Here is a 19172-nt window from a genome sequence, read left to right as displayed (position 1 = left end):
CTACTCCTTCAGCAGCTTGTTCCACTCCTGTCTAACCGTATCCCTTATCTCTTCGTACTTCTTACCCTGCTCGTAGAGGCTCTCTATGGTGGGGGAGAAGACTTTCTCGTAAAAGTCCCTGCCCATCCTGTTGACTATCTTCTCGTCGAACTCTGCGGCAGAGGCGAGCTTCTCCCACCACTTCTCCTTTGTTCTACCCTCAACGAAGGCCTTTGTTGCCCCCTTGTATTTTATCCTGTGACCGTAGAATTTGCGGGCGGCAACCACTTTGGCCACTGCAAGCCCGTAGGCCTTTGCGTCATCTTCGGTAAAGCCGAGCTCTTTCAGGGCTTTAAGCCTGTTCCACTCGGCAAAAACGTCAAAGCGCCTTATGGGGGCCAGGGGTTTTAAGAGCTTCACCTCCGGAGCGAGCTCCGCCTTCTTCACCGGGCTCTTCATAGCAACTCCTAAAAACGGTTTAAGGCCTAATTTTTAAGATAGTCCCGAGTCACCATCGGGAACTTTTAAAATCTCAGGAGGAGAAGGTGGAAGTAAGACACAAGCTCTGGCGCTGCACCGTTTGCGGCTACATCTACAACGTAGATGAGGGAGACCCCGAGAACAACATCCCTCCGGGAACGCCCTTTGAGGCACTGCCCGTAGATTGGGTGTGCCCGGTGTGCGGAGCCACAAAGGATAAGTTCGAACCAGTAGACGAATGAAAAGGGCCCTGGTAATAAGGCTCTCCTCCCTGGGAGACGTTGTTCTGGCAAGCTCCGTTATAGAGCCCCTGAAACGGGCCGGCTACAGGGTGGAGTTTTTAACCTTCAGGCCCTTTGGCGAGCTCTTCAGAAACCACCCGGGAGTTTCCAGGGTGTTAGAGACCTCCAGGGAGGAGCTTCGGGGCCTCTCAAACCTCAAAAGCTTCGCAGAGGGCCTAAAAGGCTACGACGCCGTTTTCGACCTCCAGGACAACCTCCGAACCAAACTCATGCGCCCGTTTATACCGGCAAAGGTGTTTGTATATCCCAAGAGGGCCCTGCTCAGGCGGCTCATGGTTGTTTTTAAGCCGTTTAAGGCAAAGTGGCTCTACGTGCCGGAGCTCTACGGAGAGGCCCTGAAAAGGGCCGGCATAGGGGCCGAGAGTCTCAGGCCGAAGCTCTACCCGGGAAAAGAGGAGCTGAACAAAGTTAAGAAGCTCCTCCCGGCGGGGAACGCAGTTGCAGTTGCACCGGGGGCAAAGTGGGAGGGGAAACGCTACCCGGTAGAGAAGTTTAAGGAGGTTGTGAAGCTCCTTAAAAGCAAAGGGTTTACGGTTTTAGTGGTTGGAGGAAGAGAGGAGTTTGAGCTGGGCGAAGCCCTAAAAGAGGAAGGGGCGGAGAACCTGTGTGGGAAGCTCTCACTCAGCGAAAGCCTTGCCCTACTAAGCCTTGTAAAAGGAGTGATATCCAACGACTCGGCCGTAGTTCACATGGCAAGGGCCGTAAAAACGCCGGTAGTTGCAGTTTTCGGCCCCACACACCCGGCATTCGGGTTTGCCCCCTACCCCGACGAAGGGGTGGCCGTAACCTTAAACCTTCCCTGCTCCCCCTGCTCCCTACACGGTAAAACGAGCTGTACCCACAGACGATGCTTTAACATCGAACCCGAAAGGGTAGTAGGTGAGCTCCTGAGGCTGGTAGAATCTGGCAGCAGAAAGGAGGAAGGGGTTGAAGTTAAAACGGCTACTGGCTGAGTTTCTGGTTATCTTCGCCGTCAGCTGGGTGATTGAGTTCGCCTACATGGGAATTAAAGGGGTCTTTGAGGGAACCACACTCTCGCTCCTTGAAATCTCCCTATCCTTCGACAACGCGGTAATGAACGCCGTAATACTGGCGGGAATGTCCCAGCTGTGGAGGCGGCGCTTCCTCACCTGGGGCATGGTAATCGCCGTTTTCGGAATGAGGTTCCTGTTTCCCGTTCTGATAGTGGCGGTTACGGCAGGTCTGCCGGTAACGAAAGTCGTAGAGCTGGCCTTTAAAGAGCCGGAGAAGTACGCCCACCACCTTGAACACGCCGAACCCCTCATCCTCGCCTTCGGCGGAGCGTTCCTGCTGATGGTGTTCATAAACTGGCTCTTCGACGCAGGCAAAGAGCTCTTCTGGATAAGGAAGCTGGAGGAGATGGCCTCTAAGGCTGCCAAAATGGGAGAGGTTAAGCTGATAATAGCCCTCTCCGTAATATTCACAGTAGGCTACCTGAAGAGGGAGCCGAACATCATACTGGCACTGATACTCGGGATACTGCTCTTTGAGGTGGTTCACTTTATAAAGGGGGCCATAGAGTACTTTAAGGAGCACGGGGGCGCCGTAGATGCAGGGCTGGGAAGCTTCATCTACCTGGAACTCCTCGACGCCTCCTGCTCACTGGACGGAACGGTAGGGGCGTTTGCAATAAGTAAAAACCTGATAATCATCACCGTGGGCCTTTCCGTAGGAGCCTTCATACTGAGAACCCTAACCCTCTACTTTGTAGAGAGCGGGAAGCTAAAAGAGCTTCCCTACCTTGAGCACGGCGCCCACTGGGGAATAGGGGGATTGGGCATAATGATGCTCCTTGAGCTCTTCATCCACATCCCAGAGCCGGTTATCAGCTCGGTTGCGCTCCTTTTCATACTCTCGTCCCTCTACTCTTCTGTAAAGCGGACCGAGCCGATGCTAAAGGAGTGACTCAACAAGGGCAACGGCCGCGTTTATACCGTCTACAGCCGAGCTCGTTATACCTCCGGCGTAGCCGGCCCCTTCCCCTATAGGGTAGAGGTTCCCGGCACTCACGCTTCTGAAAAGCTCGTCCCTTACGATTCTCACCGGAGACGAGGTTCTCGTTTCAACCCCTACAAGGGTTGCGTTGCTGGGAACGAAGAAAGAGTAACGCTCCCTCCAGTAGCTAAAGGCCTCCTTAAGGGGAACCGATATCTCCGGCGGCAGGAGCCTGTCGAGTCTGGCGCCCTTTATCTCGGGGATGTAGCCGCCCTCTATGAGCTCCGAGGAGCTACACCCTTCCAGAAAGTCCCACACCCTCTGGGCCGGCATGGCGTAGTTGCCGCCTCCCATAACAAAAGCCGCCCGTTCAAGGGCCCTCTGAAACTCTATGGCCTTAAAGGGGTCGTTGTCGAAGTCTGCGGGAAAGAGCTGAACAACTACGGCGCTGTTTGCGTAGCCGCTGTCCCTGGCGAAGTTGCTCATGCCGTTGCACACAACGGTGTTCTTCTCCGACGAGGCGCAGATAACGTAGCCGCCGGGACACATACAGAATGTGTAAACTCCCCGGCCGCTGCTTGAGCGGAAGGTAAAGGCGTAATCTGCCGGGGGCAGTTTCGGATTCTTAAACCACCTGCGGCCGTACTGAAGGCGGTTAATGGTTTTCTGCCTGTGGATAACCCTCAACCCTACGGCAAAAGGCTTTGCCTCCAGGGCCACGCCGGCCTCTTTCAGCAGGGAGAAGGTGTCCCTTGCACCGTTTCCCACTGCCAGAAAGTAAAAGTCGAACTCTTCGCTGTAACTCCTGCCGGAGGAAAGCTCCGTAAAGGTGGCCTCTACAACCCGGCCGGAGTCAAGCTCAAGGCCGCCGAGCAGAGTGGAGAACCTGAACTCAACCCCCATAGAGGAGAGCTTCCGCCTCAGGTTCGGAATAACCTCCCGCAGCTTGTCGGTTCCAAGGTGGGGTTTGCTGGAGTAGAGTATCTCCTCGGGGGCTCCACACTCTACCAAAACCTTATAAACGAAGTGCTTCTTCGGGTCCTTCAGCCGGGTTGTCAGCTTCCCGTCGGAGAAGGTTCCTGCTCCTCCCTCGCCGAACTGAACGTTTGAGTTTTCGTTCAGCCTCCTATACTTCCAGAAGCGGGAAACGTCTTTAACCCGTTCCTCTACGGGCTTTCCGCGCTCTACAACCACAACCTCAAGGCCGGCCCGGGCAAGGGTAAGGGCGGCAAACAGCCCCGCCGGTCCAGCACCCACAACCAGAACCCTCTTTTTCTTTGGGACCTTGGGCACGGTAAAGTCGGGAACGGGCTTGTGCTCCCTGGCAACCCCCGAGGAGATTAGCTCCTTTGCCCTCTCCTCGGGCAGGTCAAACAGCAGCCTGTAAACGAAGGTGGGCTTCTTCCGGGAGTCTATGGAGCGCCTGAGAACGGTGTAGTCGCCGGTTAAACCGAGCTTTTCAAGTTGGGCCTCTAAGGTAGAGTCAACGGGAACTTTAACCTCTACTTCAACTTTCATCGGGGAACCTCTCGTTAATGAGCTTCAGAAAAGAAAAGAACTCAGGGGGAAAGTTGGGCTCACCCTTTTCCATTTCAAGTCTGGCAGAGTCGGGAAGCTCCTCAAGCTCGAGCTCTATAACCTCTTTAAAGCTCTTAATACCCAACCTCTTTTCAACTCTCTCCTTCAGGTAAATCAGAGAGTCCCTCTTTAGAACCTCCGCCTTCTCGAGAACATCTCCAACGAACTTCTCGGCGTTGTCTATGTCCCGCTGCTTAACCCTTCCGGTAAGGTAGAAGGTGACCGATATCTTAACGGGGCGCTCTATGGGGAACTTATCGAGCCCGTAGGCGACTTTCTGCTTGTGGAGCTGCCAAACGGCGTCCTGCTGGGCTTTTATAACGTCGGGGTTGTTAACGATAAAGGGCTTTATCTCTCCGTTGACCCGCCGGTGGGATATCTTTTTGTAGTTGGCTTTACTGGGAATTTTCCCCACTATAAAGAACTTGAACTTCACAGTTCACCTACCTATAATAGAAATTAAGAATTTTCGCAATAAAGGAATCTATTTATAAAGTTATGACCGGGGAAGCCGCCTACAGGGATACGGTAAAGAAGTTTACAAAGATTTTAACAAGTCTGATTCTGCTGGTTGTAATCTCCACCGTCGGGATAAAGCTCATAGAGGGGTGGGACTGGCTCGACTGTCTCTGGCACACGATAATCACCATCTCTACGGTAGGCTACGGCGAGGTGAAGCCCCTCTCACCCTTGGGCAAGATATTCACAATGACCGTTATTGTGGTTGCCTTTGCAACGTTTGCCTACGGGGCTTCAACCGTTGCCGCAATGGTGTTTGAAGGGGAGCTTAAAAAGGTATTCACCGTAAAGAGGATGGAGAAGATGGTTACGAAGCTAAAGAACCACACGATTGTGTGCGGACTGGGAAGAACCGGACAGGCCGCAATAAAGGAGCTCTACCGGGAGAAGATTCCCTTCGTAGTTGTAGAGAAAGACGAGGCGAGAATCGAAGAGGCCCGGGAGAAGTACCCCAACCTCATCTACATCCAGGGGGACGCAACCCAAGACGAGACCTTAATCCGGGCGGGTGTAAAGTCGGCGGCAAACTTAATAGTTGCAACGGCAAACGACGCAGACAACCTGTTCATAACCCTGTCGGCAAAGAACCTGAACCCGAGGATACGGATAGTTACCCGGGCAAACAGGGAGGAAAACGTTATAAAACTCAAACGGGCAAAAACGTTATAAAACTCAAACGGGCAGGAGCAACCGAGGTTATCCTGCCCAACGTGATAGGGGGCATAAGGATGGCCTCGCTGGCCATAAGGCCCAGCGTTGTGAGCTTCTTAGACATAGTGACCCACCACGGCGAGGTGGACCTGAGGCTGGAGGAGGTGGAGGTTCCGAAAGGTTCACCCTTCCACGGGAAGCTCCTCAGAGACCTCGACATACCCAGGAAAACCGGCGTGATAGTTATCGGAATCCGCAGGGAAGACGGCTCGTTCATCTTAAACCCCACCTCAACAACCATGGTCCTTGAAGGGGATACCCTCATCATAATAGGGACCAAGGAGCAGGCGGAGAAGCTCAAAAAGCTCGTAACCTCTAAGGAGGCCGCCTGAGTCTTCCTTTGCCCTCCGGAATACAGATTCATAATTTAAACGTCGGTATATAATGGTCTTAAAGTGGCCCGCAGGAGTTGTTTTTCTACGAAAACCGCAATTAAGGAGAGGAGATGAGGGATAGTTTTAACTACCTTAAAGAACTTCTACGGACAAACAGGCTCGGAGACCTGTGCCCCGACGTTCAGGAAGGGGCCATAAACCTCTTAAGAGTTCAGGAAGAGGGAGATACATCGAAGCTGAGAAACGCCGTAAGCCAGCTCCACGGAGAGGGGAGCAGAAAGAGAAAGATGCTTAAATTAGTTGATGAACTAAAAAACAATCCCCAGAAATTTGAGAATATAAGGGAAGAGATTGCCCACGAGCTCGTTGAGATAATGTTCGACAGGTTCTCAAGGGCGGAGAAGCTCAGGGCAGAGATTCAGGAGCTCCTGAGAAGGGAGTAAGTGCAGGTAGAAACAAGAACAATACAATTAGGAGGGGAAGCTCCTGCGGGCTTCCTCAAAAAAAACCAGGGCAGTTAAAAGGAAAGTTTTTAGGGTCGAGTAAGGGGAATTCAGGTGTTTACCGGGTGGGATTTAAGAGGATTAAAGTGGTGCGGGAGGCGGGATTTGAACCCGCACGCCCGTAAGGGCACCGCCCCCTCAAGACGGCGCGTCTGCCGATTCCGCCACTCCCGCAACGGACGGTGAATAATATAGGAAGGCCCCTTCTGTTTGTCAAGCAGTTTAAAAAAATAAAAGGGGGCGGAAAGCCCCCTCTTAAGAACGAAAAAGGGTTACTTACCCTGGTTGTCTTCCCTCTTCTTCATGAGGTCTTCAAGGATTTTAGCGGCAACGTCTTTACCGCCCAGGCCGAAGGCAAGGGCAAAGGCGAGACCAACGCCGAAGCAGAGGGAGAAGACAACAATCTCGATAACAATCGGGGAGACGCCAACGTAGGGAAGGGCGATGAAGAAGGCGGCAACGATGAAGGCCACCTTTGCAAACTTCCCTATGGTCTCACTCTCAACCCTCTTCTCTATAAGGGAGCCTATGTAAGCTCCTACAAAGAGAATCACGGAAGCAACAACAATTCTGAAGGCTATTACCGTGAAGCGGTAGGTAATCTCGTAGAGAGCTTCCGCCTCCAGGTAGTGGAAAGCCTGAGAGAGGCCCAGGAGGACTGCAAAGGTGAGGATGAGGTACCTTACGAGGTCGTCGAACTTGAGCTTGTCGGAGCTGATGCCGATGTCCTTGGCAATCTCGTCGATGTTGAGCTCGTCTACAACTTTGGCGGCAACGTCGGCAACGATTCTACCCACGTAGAAGATGATGCCGAAGACCAAAACTGCGGCAACGATTCTCGGAATCGCCTCAAGAATCGCGCTGAGCATTGCAACGGCAGGAGCGGTAATCGCCTGAATCTGAAGGGCGTTCAGGGCGGCAATCACAACAAAAAGAAGGATAAAGAGGTAAACCAGGTTACCTACTGCACCGCCAAGGTCCTCTATGCCGTACTTCTTGCCCAGCTCCTCAATCTGGAAGGTCTCAAGGAGGGAGTTGACAAACTCCTTGGCCACCTTGGCGAAGAAAACACCCACAAAGAGGATAACCACAGCACCGATGATGTTGGGAATGTAAGCGGCAACCTTGTTGAGTAGGTCTAGGAAGGGCTGGGTAACGTACTTGAGCCCGAGCACCTCAAGGACGGCAACAACGGTAATCAGCAGAATGAAGTAGTAAACCAGGCTCGACGTGCTCTTGGGCAGCCCCTCGTGCTTTTTGATGGTCTCGATGCTGTTGCAGATTTTGTAGGTGATGCTCTTTGCAACGGCGGCAAAAATCCAGCCTACAACGAAAATGACCACCGCCTTTACCGCCACTACCACATAGGGCAGAAGGGCGTTTAGCGAGAGACCCATTTTTCCACCTCCCGTTTTATAGTTTTTCTCCACTTGTTAAGGTATGCTGTTTGACGGCCAAGTCCACCGCGGTTACATTTGAGCAGAGGCTAAACCCTTTAAAGGAGAGGAAGTGGGAAAGAAGCTCATAATCGTTGAGTCTCCGGCAAAGGCTAAAACGATACAGAAGTACCTGGGCAAGGACTTCATAGTAAAGGCTTCCATGGGCCACGTTATAGACCTGCCGGAAAAGGAGTTCGGCGTAGACATAGAAAAGGGGTTTAAACCCAAGTACACAACGATAAAGGGAAAGGAGAAGGTTCTAAAGGAGATTAAAGAGGCGGCAAAAAAGAGCGACGAGGTTTACCTTGCAACAGACCCGGACCGGGAAGGGGAGGCGATAAGCTGGCACATTGCAAACGCCCTGAAAAGGGTTAAGAAGGACAACATATACCGCATAAGGTTCCACGAAATTACAAAGAGGGCGATTCAGGAGGCGGTAAAAAACCCCGACACTATAGACGAGAAGAAGGTAAACGCCCAACAGGCCAGGAGAATCCTCGACAGAATCGTAGGCTACACGATATCTCCGCTCCTTTCCAGAAGGTTCAAACGGGCCCTCTCCGCCGGCAGAGTTCAGTCGGTAGCGCTCAGGCTCATATGCGACAGGGAAGAGGAGATAAGGAAGTTCGTCCCCAAGGAGTACTGGACGGTAGAGGCCAAGTTCGCCAAGGGGAGCGAGGAGCTTCCCGCCAAGCTGTGGAAGGTAGACGGGAAACGGCTGGAGAAGTTCGACATTCCAAACGAAAAGGCGGCCAAAGAGCTTGTAGAGAGAGCAAAGGGGGCCGCTTTCTCGGTTGCCAAGGTTGAGAGGAAGGAGAGGAGGAGGAAGCCGCCGGCTCCCTTCATAACCTCTACCCTTCAGCAGGAGGCCTCAAGGCGGTTCGGTTTCCCGGCCAAGGTAACGATGCAGATAGCCCAGGAGCTCTACGAAGGTATCGACTTGGGAAGCGAAAGGGTGGGCCTCATAACCTACATGAGGACCGACTCTACAAGGGTATCCGACGAGGCCGTAAAGGAGGTAAGGGAGTTCATAAAGGAGCACTTCGGCCAGAACTACCTGCCGAAAACGAAGCGCAGCTACGAAACGAAAAAGCCCAAGTCTGCCCAAGACGCCCACGAGGCCATAAGGCCCACCTCCGTTTTCAGAACGCCGGAATCTGTAAAACCCTACCTAACGCCGGAACAGTTCAAGCTGTACGACCTAATATGGCGCAGGTTCGTTGCATCCCAGATGAAAGACGCGGTGTTCAACACCGTTTCGGTAGACGTTGAAGGGGGAGGGCTCACCTTCAGGTCTACGGGCTCTACCTTGAAGGAGGAAGGGTTCCTGAAGGTCTACCCGGTAGAGGTTGAGGAGAAGCTCCTTCCCGAGCTGAACAAGGGTGAAGCCTTGGAGCTGAAAGAGGTTAAAGGGGTTCAACACTTTACAGAGCCACCCCCCAGGTACACCGAAGGAACCCTGGTAAAGGCCCTTGAAGAGGAAGGGGTGGGTAGGCCCTCCACCTACGCCACCATAATCTCCAACATCATCCAGAGGGGATACGTTGCAAAGGAGAAGCAGAAGCTAAAACCTACAGAGCTGGGAGAGTTCATCAACTCGCTGCTGAAGAAGCTCTTCCCCAAGATAGTAGACGTTAAGTTCACCGCAAACGTAGAAGAGGAGCTCGACAAAATAGAGGAGGGGCAGAAGGAGTGGAAGGAGCTTTTAAAAGAGTTCTACTTCGGGGAGTTTAAGGAGCTCCTTGACAGGGCCGAGAAGGAGCTGAAGCAGATAAAGGGCGAGGAAATCGGAAGAGAGTGCCCCCGCTGCGGCGCTCCCCTGGTGAAGATACACGGCAGGTACGGGGCGTTTATAGCCTGCTCGGCCTACCCGGAGTGCACCTACAAGGAGAGCATAAAGGAGGAGCCTCAAAAACTCGACAGGAAGTGTCCCGAGTGCGGAGGCGAGCTGGTAATCAAAAACGGCAAGTTCGGAAGGTTTATAGCCTGCTCCAACTACCCGGAGTGTAAGCACACCGAGCCGTTAACTTTCGGCAAGTGCCCCAAGTGCGGAGAGGGAGAGGTTGTGGAAAGGAGGAGCAAGAAGGGGAAGCGGTTCTACGGCTGCAGCCGCTACCCCGATTGCGACTTTGTCTCCTCTAAACCGCCCAAGGGAGGTGAAAGTTGAAGGTTGCGGTTGTGTCAGACAGCCACGACAACCTTAAAGCGGTGGAGCAGTTCATAGAGGAGGTGAACAACTCGGAAGTTGAGCTTGTTATCCACTGCGGCGACTTTGTTTCGCCCTTTACGGTTAAGCTGATGCTCCAGAAGCTCAAGTGTGACTTCACGGCCGTTTTCGGCAACAACGACGGGGAAGTGGCAGGGCTGTTAAAGGTTTCCGGAGGGCTCATAGAGAAGCCGCCGGTTCTGAAGGAGTTAAACGGCCTAAAGGTTGCCGTTATGCACGAGCCCCTGTTCGTTGAGGCGCTGGCAAAGTCCGGGGAGTTCGACGCCCTTTTATACGGCCACACCCACCAGCTCCGGGTAGAGGAGATAAACGGGTGTAAGGTTATAAACCCCGGAGAGCTGTGCGGCTACCTAACGGGGAAGAAGACCTTTGTTATACTTGATACCCGCGACCTTTCCGTTGAGGTGAGAGAGCTCAAATGACCCCGGCAAAAGTCATAGAGAAGCTGCTCGTTAAGGAGTGTGCTCCCTCTAAAAGGAGCAACAACTACGATTCCTGTATAGTTTGCGCAACGCCGGTTGTCTGGAGGGTTGCCTCCCTCTTCCCCGAGAGCTTCATAGTGGCAAACGCAGCGGCCCAGATTTTCCCGAACCTCGCCTCCGTTTACTACGCCGTCAGAGAGCTCAAAGTTTCACTGGTTGCAATAGTGGGGAGCAGCGGCCTGGAGCTTGAGCCTTTTATCAAGCTCAACCTCCAGGCCGCCGAGTTTGAGTTTAAGCTGCTGAAAAAAAGCTACGAAGAGAACGCAGAGATTCTGCTCTCGCTCTACGGCGAAAACAGGAAACAGTTTAACGCGGCCCTAATGGAGGTGAACATAGACAGCCAGATAGAGAAGCTCCTCTCTACGCCGGAAATCGGCGTTCTGGTGGAGAAGGGGGAGCTTGCCGTCTGCGGCCTTATTTTAGACGAGGAGCTAATATACGGCGACTCTGTAGGCTTCTACCTGATAAACTTTAATGGGATTAAAGACCCGGACGAGATACGGACAAGCGACGCCCTGAGCGAGATTCCCGAATCGGTAAGGAAGCAAAAAGTAAGGAGGATTCTCGTCCAGTTCTAACGGGAGGGCCACCGCAATAGGGAGAGTGGGTGGAGATACTTAAGAGGATATCCCTTAAAAAGCGGCTGATTCTGCTTGTTCTAATATTCGCTGTGCCCTTTCAGCTGCTCACCGGCTACGCAATTCTCACTGGCGTTAACAAGGTAACCAAGCTCAACAACGAGATAAAGGGGATAGAGCACGCCAAACGCTACACCAACCTGATATTCCTCCTCCAGCGCCACAGGGGGCTCCTGTACATCTACATGAACGGCTTTTCCGACCCCAAGGTGAAAGAGGAGCTCCTGAAGCTGGAAGAGGAGATGAACGGCTACTTTGAAGAGTGTATCGAAAAGTGTGAAGACGAAGAGATAAAGAGGCGGCTGGAATCTTTTAACAAGGAGTACCGGGAGCTTAAGCTCCCGGTAGTTCTCAAGCTGAGGCCCGACGAAGCCTTCAGGCTCCATACCGACCTCATAGAGAGGTTCATAAAGCTGCTCAGGAGCGAGGCGATAAAACACGGGATAGTGACCGACCCCAACGTTAAGGTGAGGATACTGGCAGACGCCACGCTCCTTGAGCTTCCCAACCTTGTAGAGATAGAGGGCCAGCTGAGGGGCCTCGGCAGCGGCTACCTGGCAAAAGGGGAGATTACCCCCGAGGAGAGGGGCAGAATTGTAGACCTCTACTCATCCCTTAACAGCTACGAGAACCTAATCGTTTGGACATTAAAAAACGCCTCCCTAAAGGGGGTTCAAGAGGAGCTTCAGTCAACCAGACAGAGCATCCAAAGGCTTGCGGCCATAGTTAAAACCCTCTTCCTCACGGGGGAGGAGGGGCGCATAAACCCGCTGACCTACTTCAACGAGGCGACCCAAACGGTAAACAGAACCTTCCTCTTCTACGACTTCCTGTCGCTGAAGCTGGAGAAGTTCCTAATCCGGGTGAGGAACGGGGCGGTTGCAGAGCTTACCCTTACGGTTCTGGTTTCTGCAACGCTTTCCGGAGTGGCCTTGCTATTCATCGCCAAAATCTACAGGCTCACAACAGCGTCGCTCGACGAGCTTACGAGGGTTGCCAACCAGGTCTCCAAGGGGAACTTCAAGGTTCAGGCAAAGATAGTGGTTCCCGATGAAACGGGAGAGGTTGCAAAGGCCCTGAACTTTGCCGTTAACAGGGTGAACGAAACGGTAAGGGAGTTAAGGAGAACCCAGAACAGGCTGAAAAAGCTCCTCTACTACGACACCCTTACCAACCTTCCCAACAGGGAGAAGCTGGTAGAGGAGGTTAAAAAGCTCCGGAAACCGGTAATATGCCTGATAGACGTTACAAACTTCCGCTTCATAAACGAGATATACGGTGAAAAGTGCGGAGACGAAATACTGAAAGAGCTGGCCTACAGGCTAAGCTCCCTCTTCCCGGGCAGGGTTTACCGGCTCTACTCCGACGACTTCGCCCTGATGCTGGAAGGGGAGGAGTTCTCTGAAAAGCGGCTGAGGGAAGCGCTCGGTTCAATAGAGGCGAAACCCTTCCACTGTAACGGCCTTGAGGTATCGGTATCCCTAACAGCCGGAGTCTGCATAGGCAGGGAGGGGAGCGAAAAGCTCATAAACCACGCGGAAGTGGCGCTGAACGAGGCGAGGGAGCAGAACAGGAAAGTTGTCATCCTGAAAGAGTCGGAGCTTCCCAAACAGACCTATCGCCGCAACCTGGAACTACTGAAAGAGCTTCAGTCGGCCCTCAAGGAGAACCGGATACTGCTCCTTTACCAGCCCATACTCAACAACTCAACCGACAGAGTCGAGAGGTTCGAGGCCCTCGTCAGAATAAAAACGAAAAACGGAGAAATTTTAAGGCCAAACGAGTTCCTCCCGATAGCGGTGAGGGCGAAGCTCTACCACGAGCTGAGCCGGCAGGTGATAACCAGAGCCCTTGCAGACTTCAGAGAGCTACCCTTCGGGGTAAGCATAAACTTGGGCTACCCCGACATCACCTCTAAGGAGACGAAAGCCACCATAACCGAAACCCTGAGCCGGTTTCCCAACCCCCACAGGGTAACCTTTGAAATACTCGAGAGCTACAGCATAGAGAGCTACCAACAGGTAAGGGAGTTCATAAAAAAGGTGAAAAAGCTCGGCTGCTCCATAGCGGTAGACGACTTCGGGGCGGGCTTTTCCAACCTGAAACACCTCATAGAGCTTCAGGTCGACTACCTGAAAATAGACGGCTCCATAATAAGCAGGCTCCTCAAAGACAAAGAAGCTCAAGTCCTGTGCGAGGCTATAGTCTCACTTGCCCAGGAACTAAAAGTGAAAACCGTTGCTGAGTTCGTCTCCTCAGAGGAGCTACTAAGGAAAGTAAAGGAGCTCAAAGTTGACTACTCCCAGGGGAACTTCATAGGTAAACCTATGGAGATTGAGAAGGTAAAGAAGCTCTTCCTTTAACAAGCCCTGCTATCTCGTCGGCACCTACGTAGACCCTGCCGGCAGAGTCAACGGCCACCGGAGTCCCGAAGAGCCCGTGGCGCTTCAAAACTGCCTGAACGCTCCAAACCTTCAGCTTCCCGAGGTTACACACCTTAAACGGACCGTTAAACCGGAAGAACTGGGAAGGCTTAAGCCCCAAACAGTAGGCGGAAACCGCAGCCTCAAACTCCCTTCCCTCAAACCCTACCGGAACAAACTCAACCCTGAAACGGGCGGCAAGCTCATCCAGCAGTGCCCTGTGGCTGCGACACGCGCTACACAAGGGGTTTGTAAGGAGGAGAAGCTCGGGCCCCTTCCCAACAGAGAAGAGAATCTCAGACCTCAAGATTTCCAGCTCCCTCTCCGAGAGCCTTAGCGGTTTTAGAGGCTTGAGCTTCCCCTCAACAACGAACCTCAAGTTGGAAGTTACCAGGAGCTCCTCTCCCGAAACTGTAAAGACCCTACACAGGGAAGTTCCGTTAACCGGTTCAACCCCCTTAACTATAAAGGGGTAACCGGAAGAAGCTAAAACCGCCTGTACCCTATAGAGGGACGGACACTCAGAGGCCAAAACTGTGGAAAAGAGAAACAGAGGGAATAAAATTGCTATCGCCCGAAACATAGCAGAATTCTAACAAACGGAGCACCCTTGGAAGAGAAGAAAATAGAGGAGATAGAGCGAGAACTCCACAACATAGAAGAGCAGCTTAAAGAGATAAACAGCCGGTTCAAGCTGCAGGAAGGGTTCAAGTTCAGCGACTTCATCCAGGAGATAGCGGGAGCCACCCTCATGGCCTTTCCGTTTGCGGCCAACTCCGACGTGTGGGAGCTCTCCCAAAAGATGAGCAACCTCCACGCACTACTGCTCGTAGTGCTGATAGTGGTGGGCCTTTACTTCGTAATTAAGTACGGGAAAATCGGGAACTGGAAGGTTCAAAACGTAGGAGGGTTCGTTCCCCTGCGGCTCATAACGATTCTGGCCGTTTCGTTTACCGTATCGGCACTGGCGCTGCTCATACTCGGCGTCTACCCGGCGATAGTGGACTCCAAAGAGTGGTTCCTGAGGGCGGTTGTGCTGGTCTCCCTCTTTTCGGTTATGGGCAGCTTTGGCCTTGACGCAGCCAAGTGAGATAATTAAATCAAAAAGGAGGAGCCGATGTTCGAAGAGCTTAAAGGGGCAGTTGTCCTGGTTACCGGAGGAACAAGAGGGATAGGAAGGGCAATCGCCGAGCGCTTCGTAGAGGTTGGAGCCAAGGTGTACATAACCGGAACAAACCAAGAAAGGGCCGAGGCGGTAGCCCGGGAAATCGGGGCCGTAGGCGTTAAGATGGACGTTTTCAACAGGGAAGAGGTTAAAGAAGTTATCTTCGACATCCTCGAGAAGGAGGGGCAGATAGACGTCCTCGTAAACAACGCAGGCATAACCCGCGACTCCCTCTTCATAAGGATGAAAGACGAAGACTGGGATGCCGTTATAAACACAAACCTCACCGGCGTTTACAACGTTACAAGGGCGGTTGTCCCCTCTATGGTGAAAAAGCGTAAAGGGGTGATAATAAACATCTCATCGGTTGTGGGCTTTACAGGAAACGTGGGGCAGGTAAACTACTCGGCCACGAAGTCGGCCCTTATAGGCTTTACGAAGTCGCTGGCAAAAGAGCTGGGAGGCAGGGGAATAAGGGTAAACGCGGTGGCCCCTGGCTACATAACAACCGACATGACAAAGGCGATTCCGGAGAAGATAAAGGCGGAGCTGCTGAAGTCCATTCCCCTTAGAAGGGAAGGGGAGCCCAGGGAGGTTGCAGACGCCTGCCTCTTCTTGGCTTCGGACATGGCCTCATACATAACGGGAACCACTCTCCACGTAAACGGTGGACTTTTCTAAGGGTTAGCTTATAATACGAAGCGCCATTAAATAACCTGGGAGGTAGAGCCATGGAAAACATCGAGCAGAAAGTTAAAGAGATTGTGGCCGATAGACTCGGTGTTGACCCCGAAGAGGTTACACCCGAGGCTTCTTTCGTTGAGGACCTCGGTGCCGACTCCCTCGACACTGTAGAGCTCGTTATGGCACTGGAAGAGGAGTTCGGCATTGAGATTCCCGATGAAGAGGCCGAGAAGATACAGACCGTAGGAGACGCAATAGAGTACATACAGAAGCACCTTTAAGTTCACCCATACCCTTAAAGCCACCGAAAGCCCCCTTGATTAAGGGGGCTTTTTTGATTTCCCTCATTACAGGGGTAAGGGGAAGCAGTTTAAATTGAAGTTAAAGTTATTGAGAGGTGACCGATGGGAGCGCTCATAGAGCCGAAAGACCTTCCTCTTACCGCCTACGAGGGGATGAACGCCGTCCACCTAAGGGAGCTGGGAATTTTAAACCGCCTCTACAGCGCTCTGGGAGGGGAGGCCGACGACTCAGAGGTTGAGAAGCTCTTCAGAGAGTTCATAGAGGACGTTGAGAACCACTTCTCCTACGAAGAAGAGCTTATGAAGCTCACCTACTTCTTCGCCTTCGACTGCCACCACGGAGAGCACAACAGAGTCCGGCAGGAGCTTAAAGAGGTGTTCAACCGCTGGCTGAAAACAAAGGACAGAAAGGCCGCCCTCAACTACTTTGAAAGCACCTTTAAGCCCTGGATAGTAGAGCACATAAACACCATGGACACCGTAACCGCCCAATGGGTGGCAAAGAGCCTCTTCAACATCGGCGGAGCTCTACCAGGTTAACAACCGCTACTGCGAACTCCCGCTCGTGGGATATGGAGAAAACCGGCCTGAGGTGAGCCGGCGCCCCTTCCACCGAGAGCCTAATTTCCCTACCTCCGCCGATAACCCTAACTGCCGAAAGCCCCACGGCAACCCCCGCCTGGGAGTAGGCCTTAACGGCCGCCTCCTTTAAGGCAAACCGGGCGGCCAAACAGCCTGCAAGCTCCCCGGGCCTTTTCTTCAGGCAATACTCAACCCCTTCGGGAAAGAGCCTCTTCAGCAACCTCTCTCCGTACCTTGAGAGCAGCCCCTCGAAACGGGCAACCGAAACTATATCTATTCCGATAGCAACAAGCACGGCTAACCGTTTATGAGCTTTATCATCTTCTCAACAGCCTCTTTAAGGCCGAGTAAAACGGCGTTGGCAACAATGGAGTGGCCGATGTTCAGCTCCTCTATTTCGGGAATTTCCGCTATAGGCTTTACGTTTTTGTAGGTAAGGCCGTGACCGGCGTAAACCCTGAGGCCGAGCTCCTTGGCAAGCTTGGCAGCCCTTTTCAGCCTCTCAAGCTCCTCCTGAACCTCTCCCTCATTACCGGCCGCAAAGGCCTCGGCGTAACGGCCGGTGTGAAGCTCAACCGCATTGGCTCCCACCTCGGCGGCAGCCCTTACCTGCTCCTCTTCCGGGTCTATAAAGAGGTTTACAACTATACCAGCCCCTTTCAAACGTTCAACGGCCGCACGAACCCGCTCCAGCTGCCCCTTAACGTCGAGCCCCCCTTCCGTGGTTACCTCCTCCCTCCTCTCGGGAACGAGGGTAACCTGGTGGGGCCTAACCGAAGTGGCTATCTGAAGCATCTCCTCGGTGACGGCCATCTCAAGGTTTACTCTTGAGTGGATGAGCTCCTTTATGAGCTTCAGGTCCCTCTCGTTAACGTGCCTGCGGTCCTCCCTTACGTGAAGGGTTATCTGGTCGGCCCCTGCAAGGTCGGCAATAACGGCGGCGTGAACAGGGTCGGGTTCAAAAGTCCTCCTTGCGTTCCTTACGGTGGCAACGTGGTCTATGTTAACTCCGAGTCTGATTCTCCTTCCCACTGCTACCTCCCGGCGTTATAATCGGTTTCATGAGGTACGGCTTCACGCTACTCGAGGTTCTGATAGCCACAGCCATAGTGGGTATGGCCTTCGGTGCTTTTATTCTACTAACAACTTCGGCAGTTTCAACGGCAGACCAGCAGTTTAAAACGGCAGTATCCGCCGTTGCCGCCCACAACTGCATAAACGAGGCCGTTTACCTGAACCGCTCTTGCCAGAACAAAAAGGTAGAGGTCCTCGGTTGCACAGTAGAGCTGAAACAGGACTTCCAGGAGATTATGGGCATAAGGGTTGTGAGAGTAGAGGCCAGAACACCTAACTGGGGGAAGCTGGTTGAGGTCTACGAAGCCCGCTAAGGGTGGCTTTACGCTCCTTGAGCTCCTGATAGCGGTTGCCCTTGCCGGTATAGTTCTCACGGTGGCCTACCAGTTTTTCAACTTCGTGGAAAGGGGAGGGAAAGCGGCCGTTGAAACCTCAAAGGCTTCAAACACGATAACTCCCCTCTTTTACCTGCTGTTGAAAGATTTAGAGTCGGTCAACGGAGCATACGGACCGCTAACGGCCCGCAGAGACCTGGACGGCAACGTGACCCAGATAACCTACTACACCGAGAACTGCTACTTCTTCAAGGGAGTCTGCCAGGTGAAGCTCTGGATTCTAAAAAAGGAGGAAAAACCCCTTTTCCTCGTAAGGAGTGAAAGGCCGATAAACGCACTTACGGCAACGCCCTGGAAGGATTCATTCATAAGCGGGAAGGTCTCTTCAATCGACCTACTGGCACCCTCTACAGACGGCTGGAAAGAGGTTAACGTTGCAAGAGGAGGGTTAATCAAGCTAATTCTAAAGATAAAAGGCGAGGGGGAGCTTCCCCTCACCTTCAAGCTCAGAACCTGAACATCTGACTGATTGAATCCCCGTAGTGGATACGCCTGATGGCCTCTGCAAGCATTGCAGATATCGAAAGCACCTTAACGCCCTCGAACTCCTGCTGAAGGGGAATAGTATCGGTAACAACAACCTCCTTAATAACCCCCTCCTTAACGGCCGTTGAGAGCCTCTCAACAGCCGGCCCGGAGAATACAGGGTGAGTGCAGGCCGTATAAACCTCAACAGCTCCGGCTTCCTTAATGGCCCTCGATGCGTTTACTATAGTTCCCGCAGTGTCTATGATGTCGTCTATGATGATGGCCCGCTTCCCCTTCACCTCTCCGATAATGTTCATAACCTCTGAAACGTTCGGACGCGGACGCCTCTTGTCTATTATCGCTATCGGAGAGCCCAGAACCTTTGCAAAGTTCCTGGCCCTTGCAACGCCGCCGATATCCGGGGAAACCACAACGGTATCCTCGCCCCCCATTCCCATCCTTAGGAAGTAGTCGGTCAGAACCGGACGGGCCTCCAGGTGGTCAACCGGGATGTCGAAGAAGCCCTCAACCTGCTTAGCGTGAAGGTCTACAACAACAACGTGGTTAACGCCGGCGGTGGTAATTATATCGGCAAGAACCTTGGCACTAATGGGGTCCCTCGGATTAACCTTCCTGTCCTGACGGCCGTAAGCGTAGTAGGGAATAACGGCGGTAATCCGTCCGGCAGAAGCCCTCTTAAGGGCGTCTGCAAGGAGGAGAAGCTCCATTATGTTGTCGTTTGCCGGCCTGCACAGGGACTGAACGATAAAGACATCACAGTCCCTTACGCTTTCGTTGACAACCACTTGAATCTCTCCGTCGCTGAAACGGCCAACAGTAACGTCTGCAAGCGGAACTCCCAAGTTTGCGGCCACCTTCCTTGCAAGCTCGGGATTGGCGGTTCCGGTCATCAGCTTAACCTGCTTCATA

General features: G+C 52.9%; 24 protein-coding genes and 1 tRNA gene. 16 read left to right on the top strand and 9 right to left on the bottom strand.

Features of this window, described 5'->3' with window-relative positions; all coding sequences use genetic code 11:
- Entirely contained in the window at positions 1-438 is a 438-nt protein-coding gene (locus tag THEAM_RS02105) for a hypothetical protein (protein WP_013537166.1), read from the bottom strand.
- A gap of 86 nt (positions 439-524) precedes the next feature.
- Between THEAM_RS02105 and rd the strand changes: the two genes are divergently transcribed.
- Genes rd through THEAM_RS02090 form a run of 3 tightly spaced genes read left to right on the top strand, consistent with a single transcriptional unit; the run spans position 525 to position 2687 of the window.
- Positions 525-701 (top strand): rubredoxin, encoded by a 177-nt coding sequence (gene rd, locus THEAM_RS02100; protein WP_013537165.1) that lies wholly within the window; start codon positions 525-527, stop codon positions 699-701.
- Positions 698-1714, top strand: coding sequence for a glycosyltransferase family 9 protein (locus tag THEAM_RS02095; protein WP_013537164.1), 1017 nt, complete (start codon positions 698-700; stop codon positions 1712-1714). Before rd ends, THEAM_RS02095 begins: the two co-directional genes overlap by 4 nt.
- Positions 1689-2687 carry a DUF475 domain-containing protein gene (locus tag THEAM_RS02090; protein ID WP_013537163.1) on the top strand — a complete coding sequence of 333 codons (999 nt, stop codon included), beginning with the start codon at positions 1689-1691 and terminating at the stop codon, positions 2685-2687. The genes THEAM_RS02095 and THEAM_RS02090 overlap by 26 nt, the downstream gene beginning before the upstream one ends.
- Here THEAM_RS02090 and THEAM_RS02085 read toward each other — a convergent pair.
- Together THEAM_RS02085 and THEAM_RS02080 are read right to left on the bottom strand one after the other, a co-directional pair.
- Positions 2676-4235, bottom strand: coding sequence for an NAD(P)/FAD-dependent oxidoreductase (locus tag THEAM_RS02085; RefSeq protein ID WP_013537162.1), 1560 nt, complete (start codon positions 4233-4235; stop codon positions 2676-2678). The two genes, THEAM_RS02090 and THEAM_RS02085, sit on opposite strands and share 12 nt — an antisense overlap.
- Positions 4225-4731 carry a RusA family crossover junction endodeoxyribonuclease gene (locus THEAM_RS02080; protein WP_013537161.1) on the bottom strand — a complete coding sequence of 169 codons (507 nt, stop codon included), beginning with the start codon at positions 4729-4731 and terminating at the stop codon, positions 4225-4227. The genes THEAM_RS02085 and THEAM_RS02080 overlap by 11 nt, the downstream gene beginning before the upstream one ends.
- A 62-nt stretch (positions 4732-4793) precedes the next feature.
- On the opposite strand from THEAM_RS02080, the gene THEAM_RS02075 reads away from it, so the two are divergent.
- The 3 genes from THEAM_RS02075 to THEAM_RS02070 all read left to right on the top strand — a co-directional run bounded on the left by THEAM_RS02075 (position 4794) and on the right by THEAM_RS02070 (position 6303).
- A complete protein-coding gene (locus tag THEAM_RS02075) occupies positions 4794-5483 on the top strand; it encodes a potassium channel family protein (protein ID WP_049767030.1) in 690 nt (229 codons plus the stop codon).
- 59 nt (positions 5484-5542) lie between these two features.
- The gene (locus THEAM_RS09380; protein ID WP_049767029.1) at positions 5543-5857 is read left to right on the top strand and encodes a cation:proton antiporter regulatory subunit; all 315 of its coding nucleotides are present in this window, start codon (positions 5543-5545) and stop codon (positions 5855-5857) included.
- 113 nt (positions 5858-5970) lie between these two features.
- The gene (locus THEAM_RS02070) at positions 5971-6303 is read left to right on the top strand and encodes a hypothetical protein (protein ID WP_013537160.1); all 333 of its coding nucleotides are present in this window, start codon (positions 5971-5973) and stop codon (positions 6301-6303) included.
- 147 nt (positions 6304-6450) lie between these two features.
- Here THEAM_RS02070 and THEAM_RS02065 read toward each other — a convergent pair.
- Positions 6451-6537 (bottom strand) — tRNA-Leu (locus THEAM_RS02065).
- 98 nt (positions 6538-6635) lie between these two features.
- Positions 6636-7760, bottom strand: a complete 1125-nt coding sequence (locus THEAM_RS02060) for a mechanosensitive ion channel (RefSeq protein WP_013537159.1) — start codon at positions 7758-7760, stop codon at positions 6636-6638.
- Positions 7761-7872: 112 nt separating this feature from the next.
- On the opposite strand from THEAM_RS02060, the gene topA reads away from it, so the two are divergent.
- Genes topA through THEAM_RS02040 form a run of 4 tightly spaced genes read left to right on the top strand, consistent with a single transcriptional unit; the run spans position 7873 to position 13512 of the window.
- Positions 7873-9969 carry a type I DNA topoisomerase gene (gene topA, locus THEAM_RS02055; protein ID WP_013537158.1) on the top strand — a complete coding sequence of 699 codons (2097 nt, stop codon included), beginning with the start codon at positions 7873-7875 and terminating at the stop codon, positions 9967-9969.
- Positions 9966-10451: a metallophosphoesterase gene (locus tag THEAM_RS02050; RefSeq protein WP_013537157.1), complete on the top strand. Its 486-nt coding sequence runs from the start codon at positions 9966-9968 to the stop codon at positions 10449-10451. The genes topA and THEAM_RS02050 overlap by 4 nt, the downstream gene beginning before the upstream one ends.
- Positions 10448-11089 (top strand): carbonic anhydrase, encoded by a 642-nt coding sequence (locus tag THEAM_RS02045; RefSeq protein WP_013537156.1) that lies wholly within the window; start codon positions 10448-10450, stop codon positions 11087-11089. Before THEAM_RS02050 ends, THEAM_RS02045 begins: the two co-directional genes overlap by 4 nt.
- Before the next feature lie 29 nt (positions 11090-11118).
- Positions 11119-13512, top strand: a complete 2394-nt coding sequence (locus THEAM_RS02040; protein ID WP_013537155.1) for an EAL domain-containing protein — start codon at positions 11119-11121, stop codon at positions 13510-13512.
- Here THEAM_RS02040 and THEAM_RS02035 read toward each other — a convergent pair.
- Complete coding sequence (locus THEAM_RS02035; protein WP_013537154.1) at positions 13475-14155, bottom strand: hypothetical protein; 681 nt, start codon at positions 14153-14155, stop codon at positions 13475-13477. The genes THEAM_RS02040 and THEAM_RS02035 overlap by 38 nt on opposite strands.
- Positions 14156-14182: 27 nt before the next feature.
- On the opposite strand from THEAM_RS02035, the gene THEAM_RS02030 reads away from it, so the two are divergent.
- From THEAM_RS02030 to THEAM_RS02015, 4 genes are all read left to right on the top strand, one after another.
- Positions 14183-14662: a DUF2391 family protein gene (locus tag THEAM_RS02030; RefSeq protein WP_013537153.1), complete on the top strand. Its 480-nt coding sequence runs from the start codon at positions 14183-14185 to the stop codon at positions 14660-14662.
- 27 nt (positions 14663-14689) lie between these two features.
- The gene (gene fabG, locus THEAM_RS02025) at positions 14690-15418 is read left to right on the top strand and encodes a 3-oxoacyl-[acyl-carrier-protein] reductase (RefSeq protein WP_013537152.1); all 729 of its coding nucleotides are present in this window, start codon (positions 14690-14692) and stop codon (positions 15416-15418) included.
- A gap of 50 nt (positions 15419-15468) precedes the next feature.
- Entirely contained in the window at positions 15469-15702 is a 234-nt protein-coding gene (gene acpP, locus THEAM_RS02020; RefSeq protein ID WP_013537151.1) for an acyl carrier protein, read from the top strand.
- A 123-nt stretch (positions 15703-15825) separates the two neighbouring features.
- The gene (locus THEAM_RS02015) at positions 15826-16263 is read left to right on the top strand and encodes a bacteriohemerythrin (RefSeq protein ID WP_013537150.1); all 438 of its coding nucleotides are present in this window, start codon (positions 15826-15828) and stop codon (positions 16261-16263) included.
- Here THEAM_RS02015 and THEAM_RS02010 read toward each other — a convergent pair.
- Both THEAM_RS02010 and THEAM_RS02005 read right to left on the bottom strand, forming a co-directional pair.
- A complete protein-coding gene (locus tag THEAM_RS02010; protein WP_013537149.1) occupies positions 16235-16600 on the bottom strand; it encodes a holo-ACP synthase in 366 nt (121 codons plus the stop codon). The two genes, THEAM_RS02015 and THEAM_RS02010, sit on opposite strands and share 29 nt — an antisense overlap.
- Before the next feature lie 2 nt (positions 16601-16602).
- Positions 16603-17337, bottom strand: a complete 735-nt coding sequence (locus tag THEAM_RS02005; protein ID WP_013537148.1) for a pyridoxine 5'-phosphate synthase — start codon at positions 17335-17337, stop codon at positions 16603-16605.
- 29 nt (positions 17338-17366) lie between these two features.
- Here THEAM_RS02005 and THEAM_RS02000 point away from each other — a divergent pair, with 29 nt between their 5' ends.
- Both THEAM_RS02000 and THEAM_RS01995 read left to right on the top strand, forming a co-directional pair.
- Complete coding sequence (locus tag THEAM_RS02000; protein WP_013537147.1) at positions 17367-17693, top strand: type IV pilus modification PilV family protein; 327 nt, start codon at positions 17367-17369, stop codon at positions 17691-17693.
- Complete coding sequence (locus THEAM_RS01995) at positions 17671-18231, top strand: PulJ/GspJ family protein (protein WP_013537146.1); 561 nt, start codon at positions 17671-17673, stop codon at positions 18229-18231. Before THEAM_RS02000 ends, THEAM_RS01995 begins: the two co-directional genes overlap by 23 nt.
- Here THEAM_RS01995 and THEAM_RS01990 read toward each other — a convergent pair.
- Positions 18221-19171 carry a ribose-phosphate diphosphokinase gene (locus THEAM_RS01990; protein ID WP_013537145.1) on the bottom strand — a complete coding sequence of 317 codons (951 nt, stop codon included), beginning with the start codon at positions 19169-19171 and terminating at the stop codon, positions 18221-18223. The genes THEAM_RS01995 and THEAM_RS01990 overlap by 11 nt on opposite strands.
- Between the last annotated feature and the right edge of the window lies 1 nt (position 19172).

This window comes from Thermovibrio ammonificans HB-1 (assembly GCF_000185805.1).
GTDB classification, from domain to species: domain Bacteria; phylum Aquificota; class Aquificia; order Desulfurobacteriales; family Desulfurobacteriaceae; genus Thermovibrio; species Thermovibrio ammonificans.
This window is presented reverse-complemented; position numbering and strand designations above follow the sequence as displayed.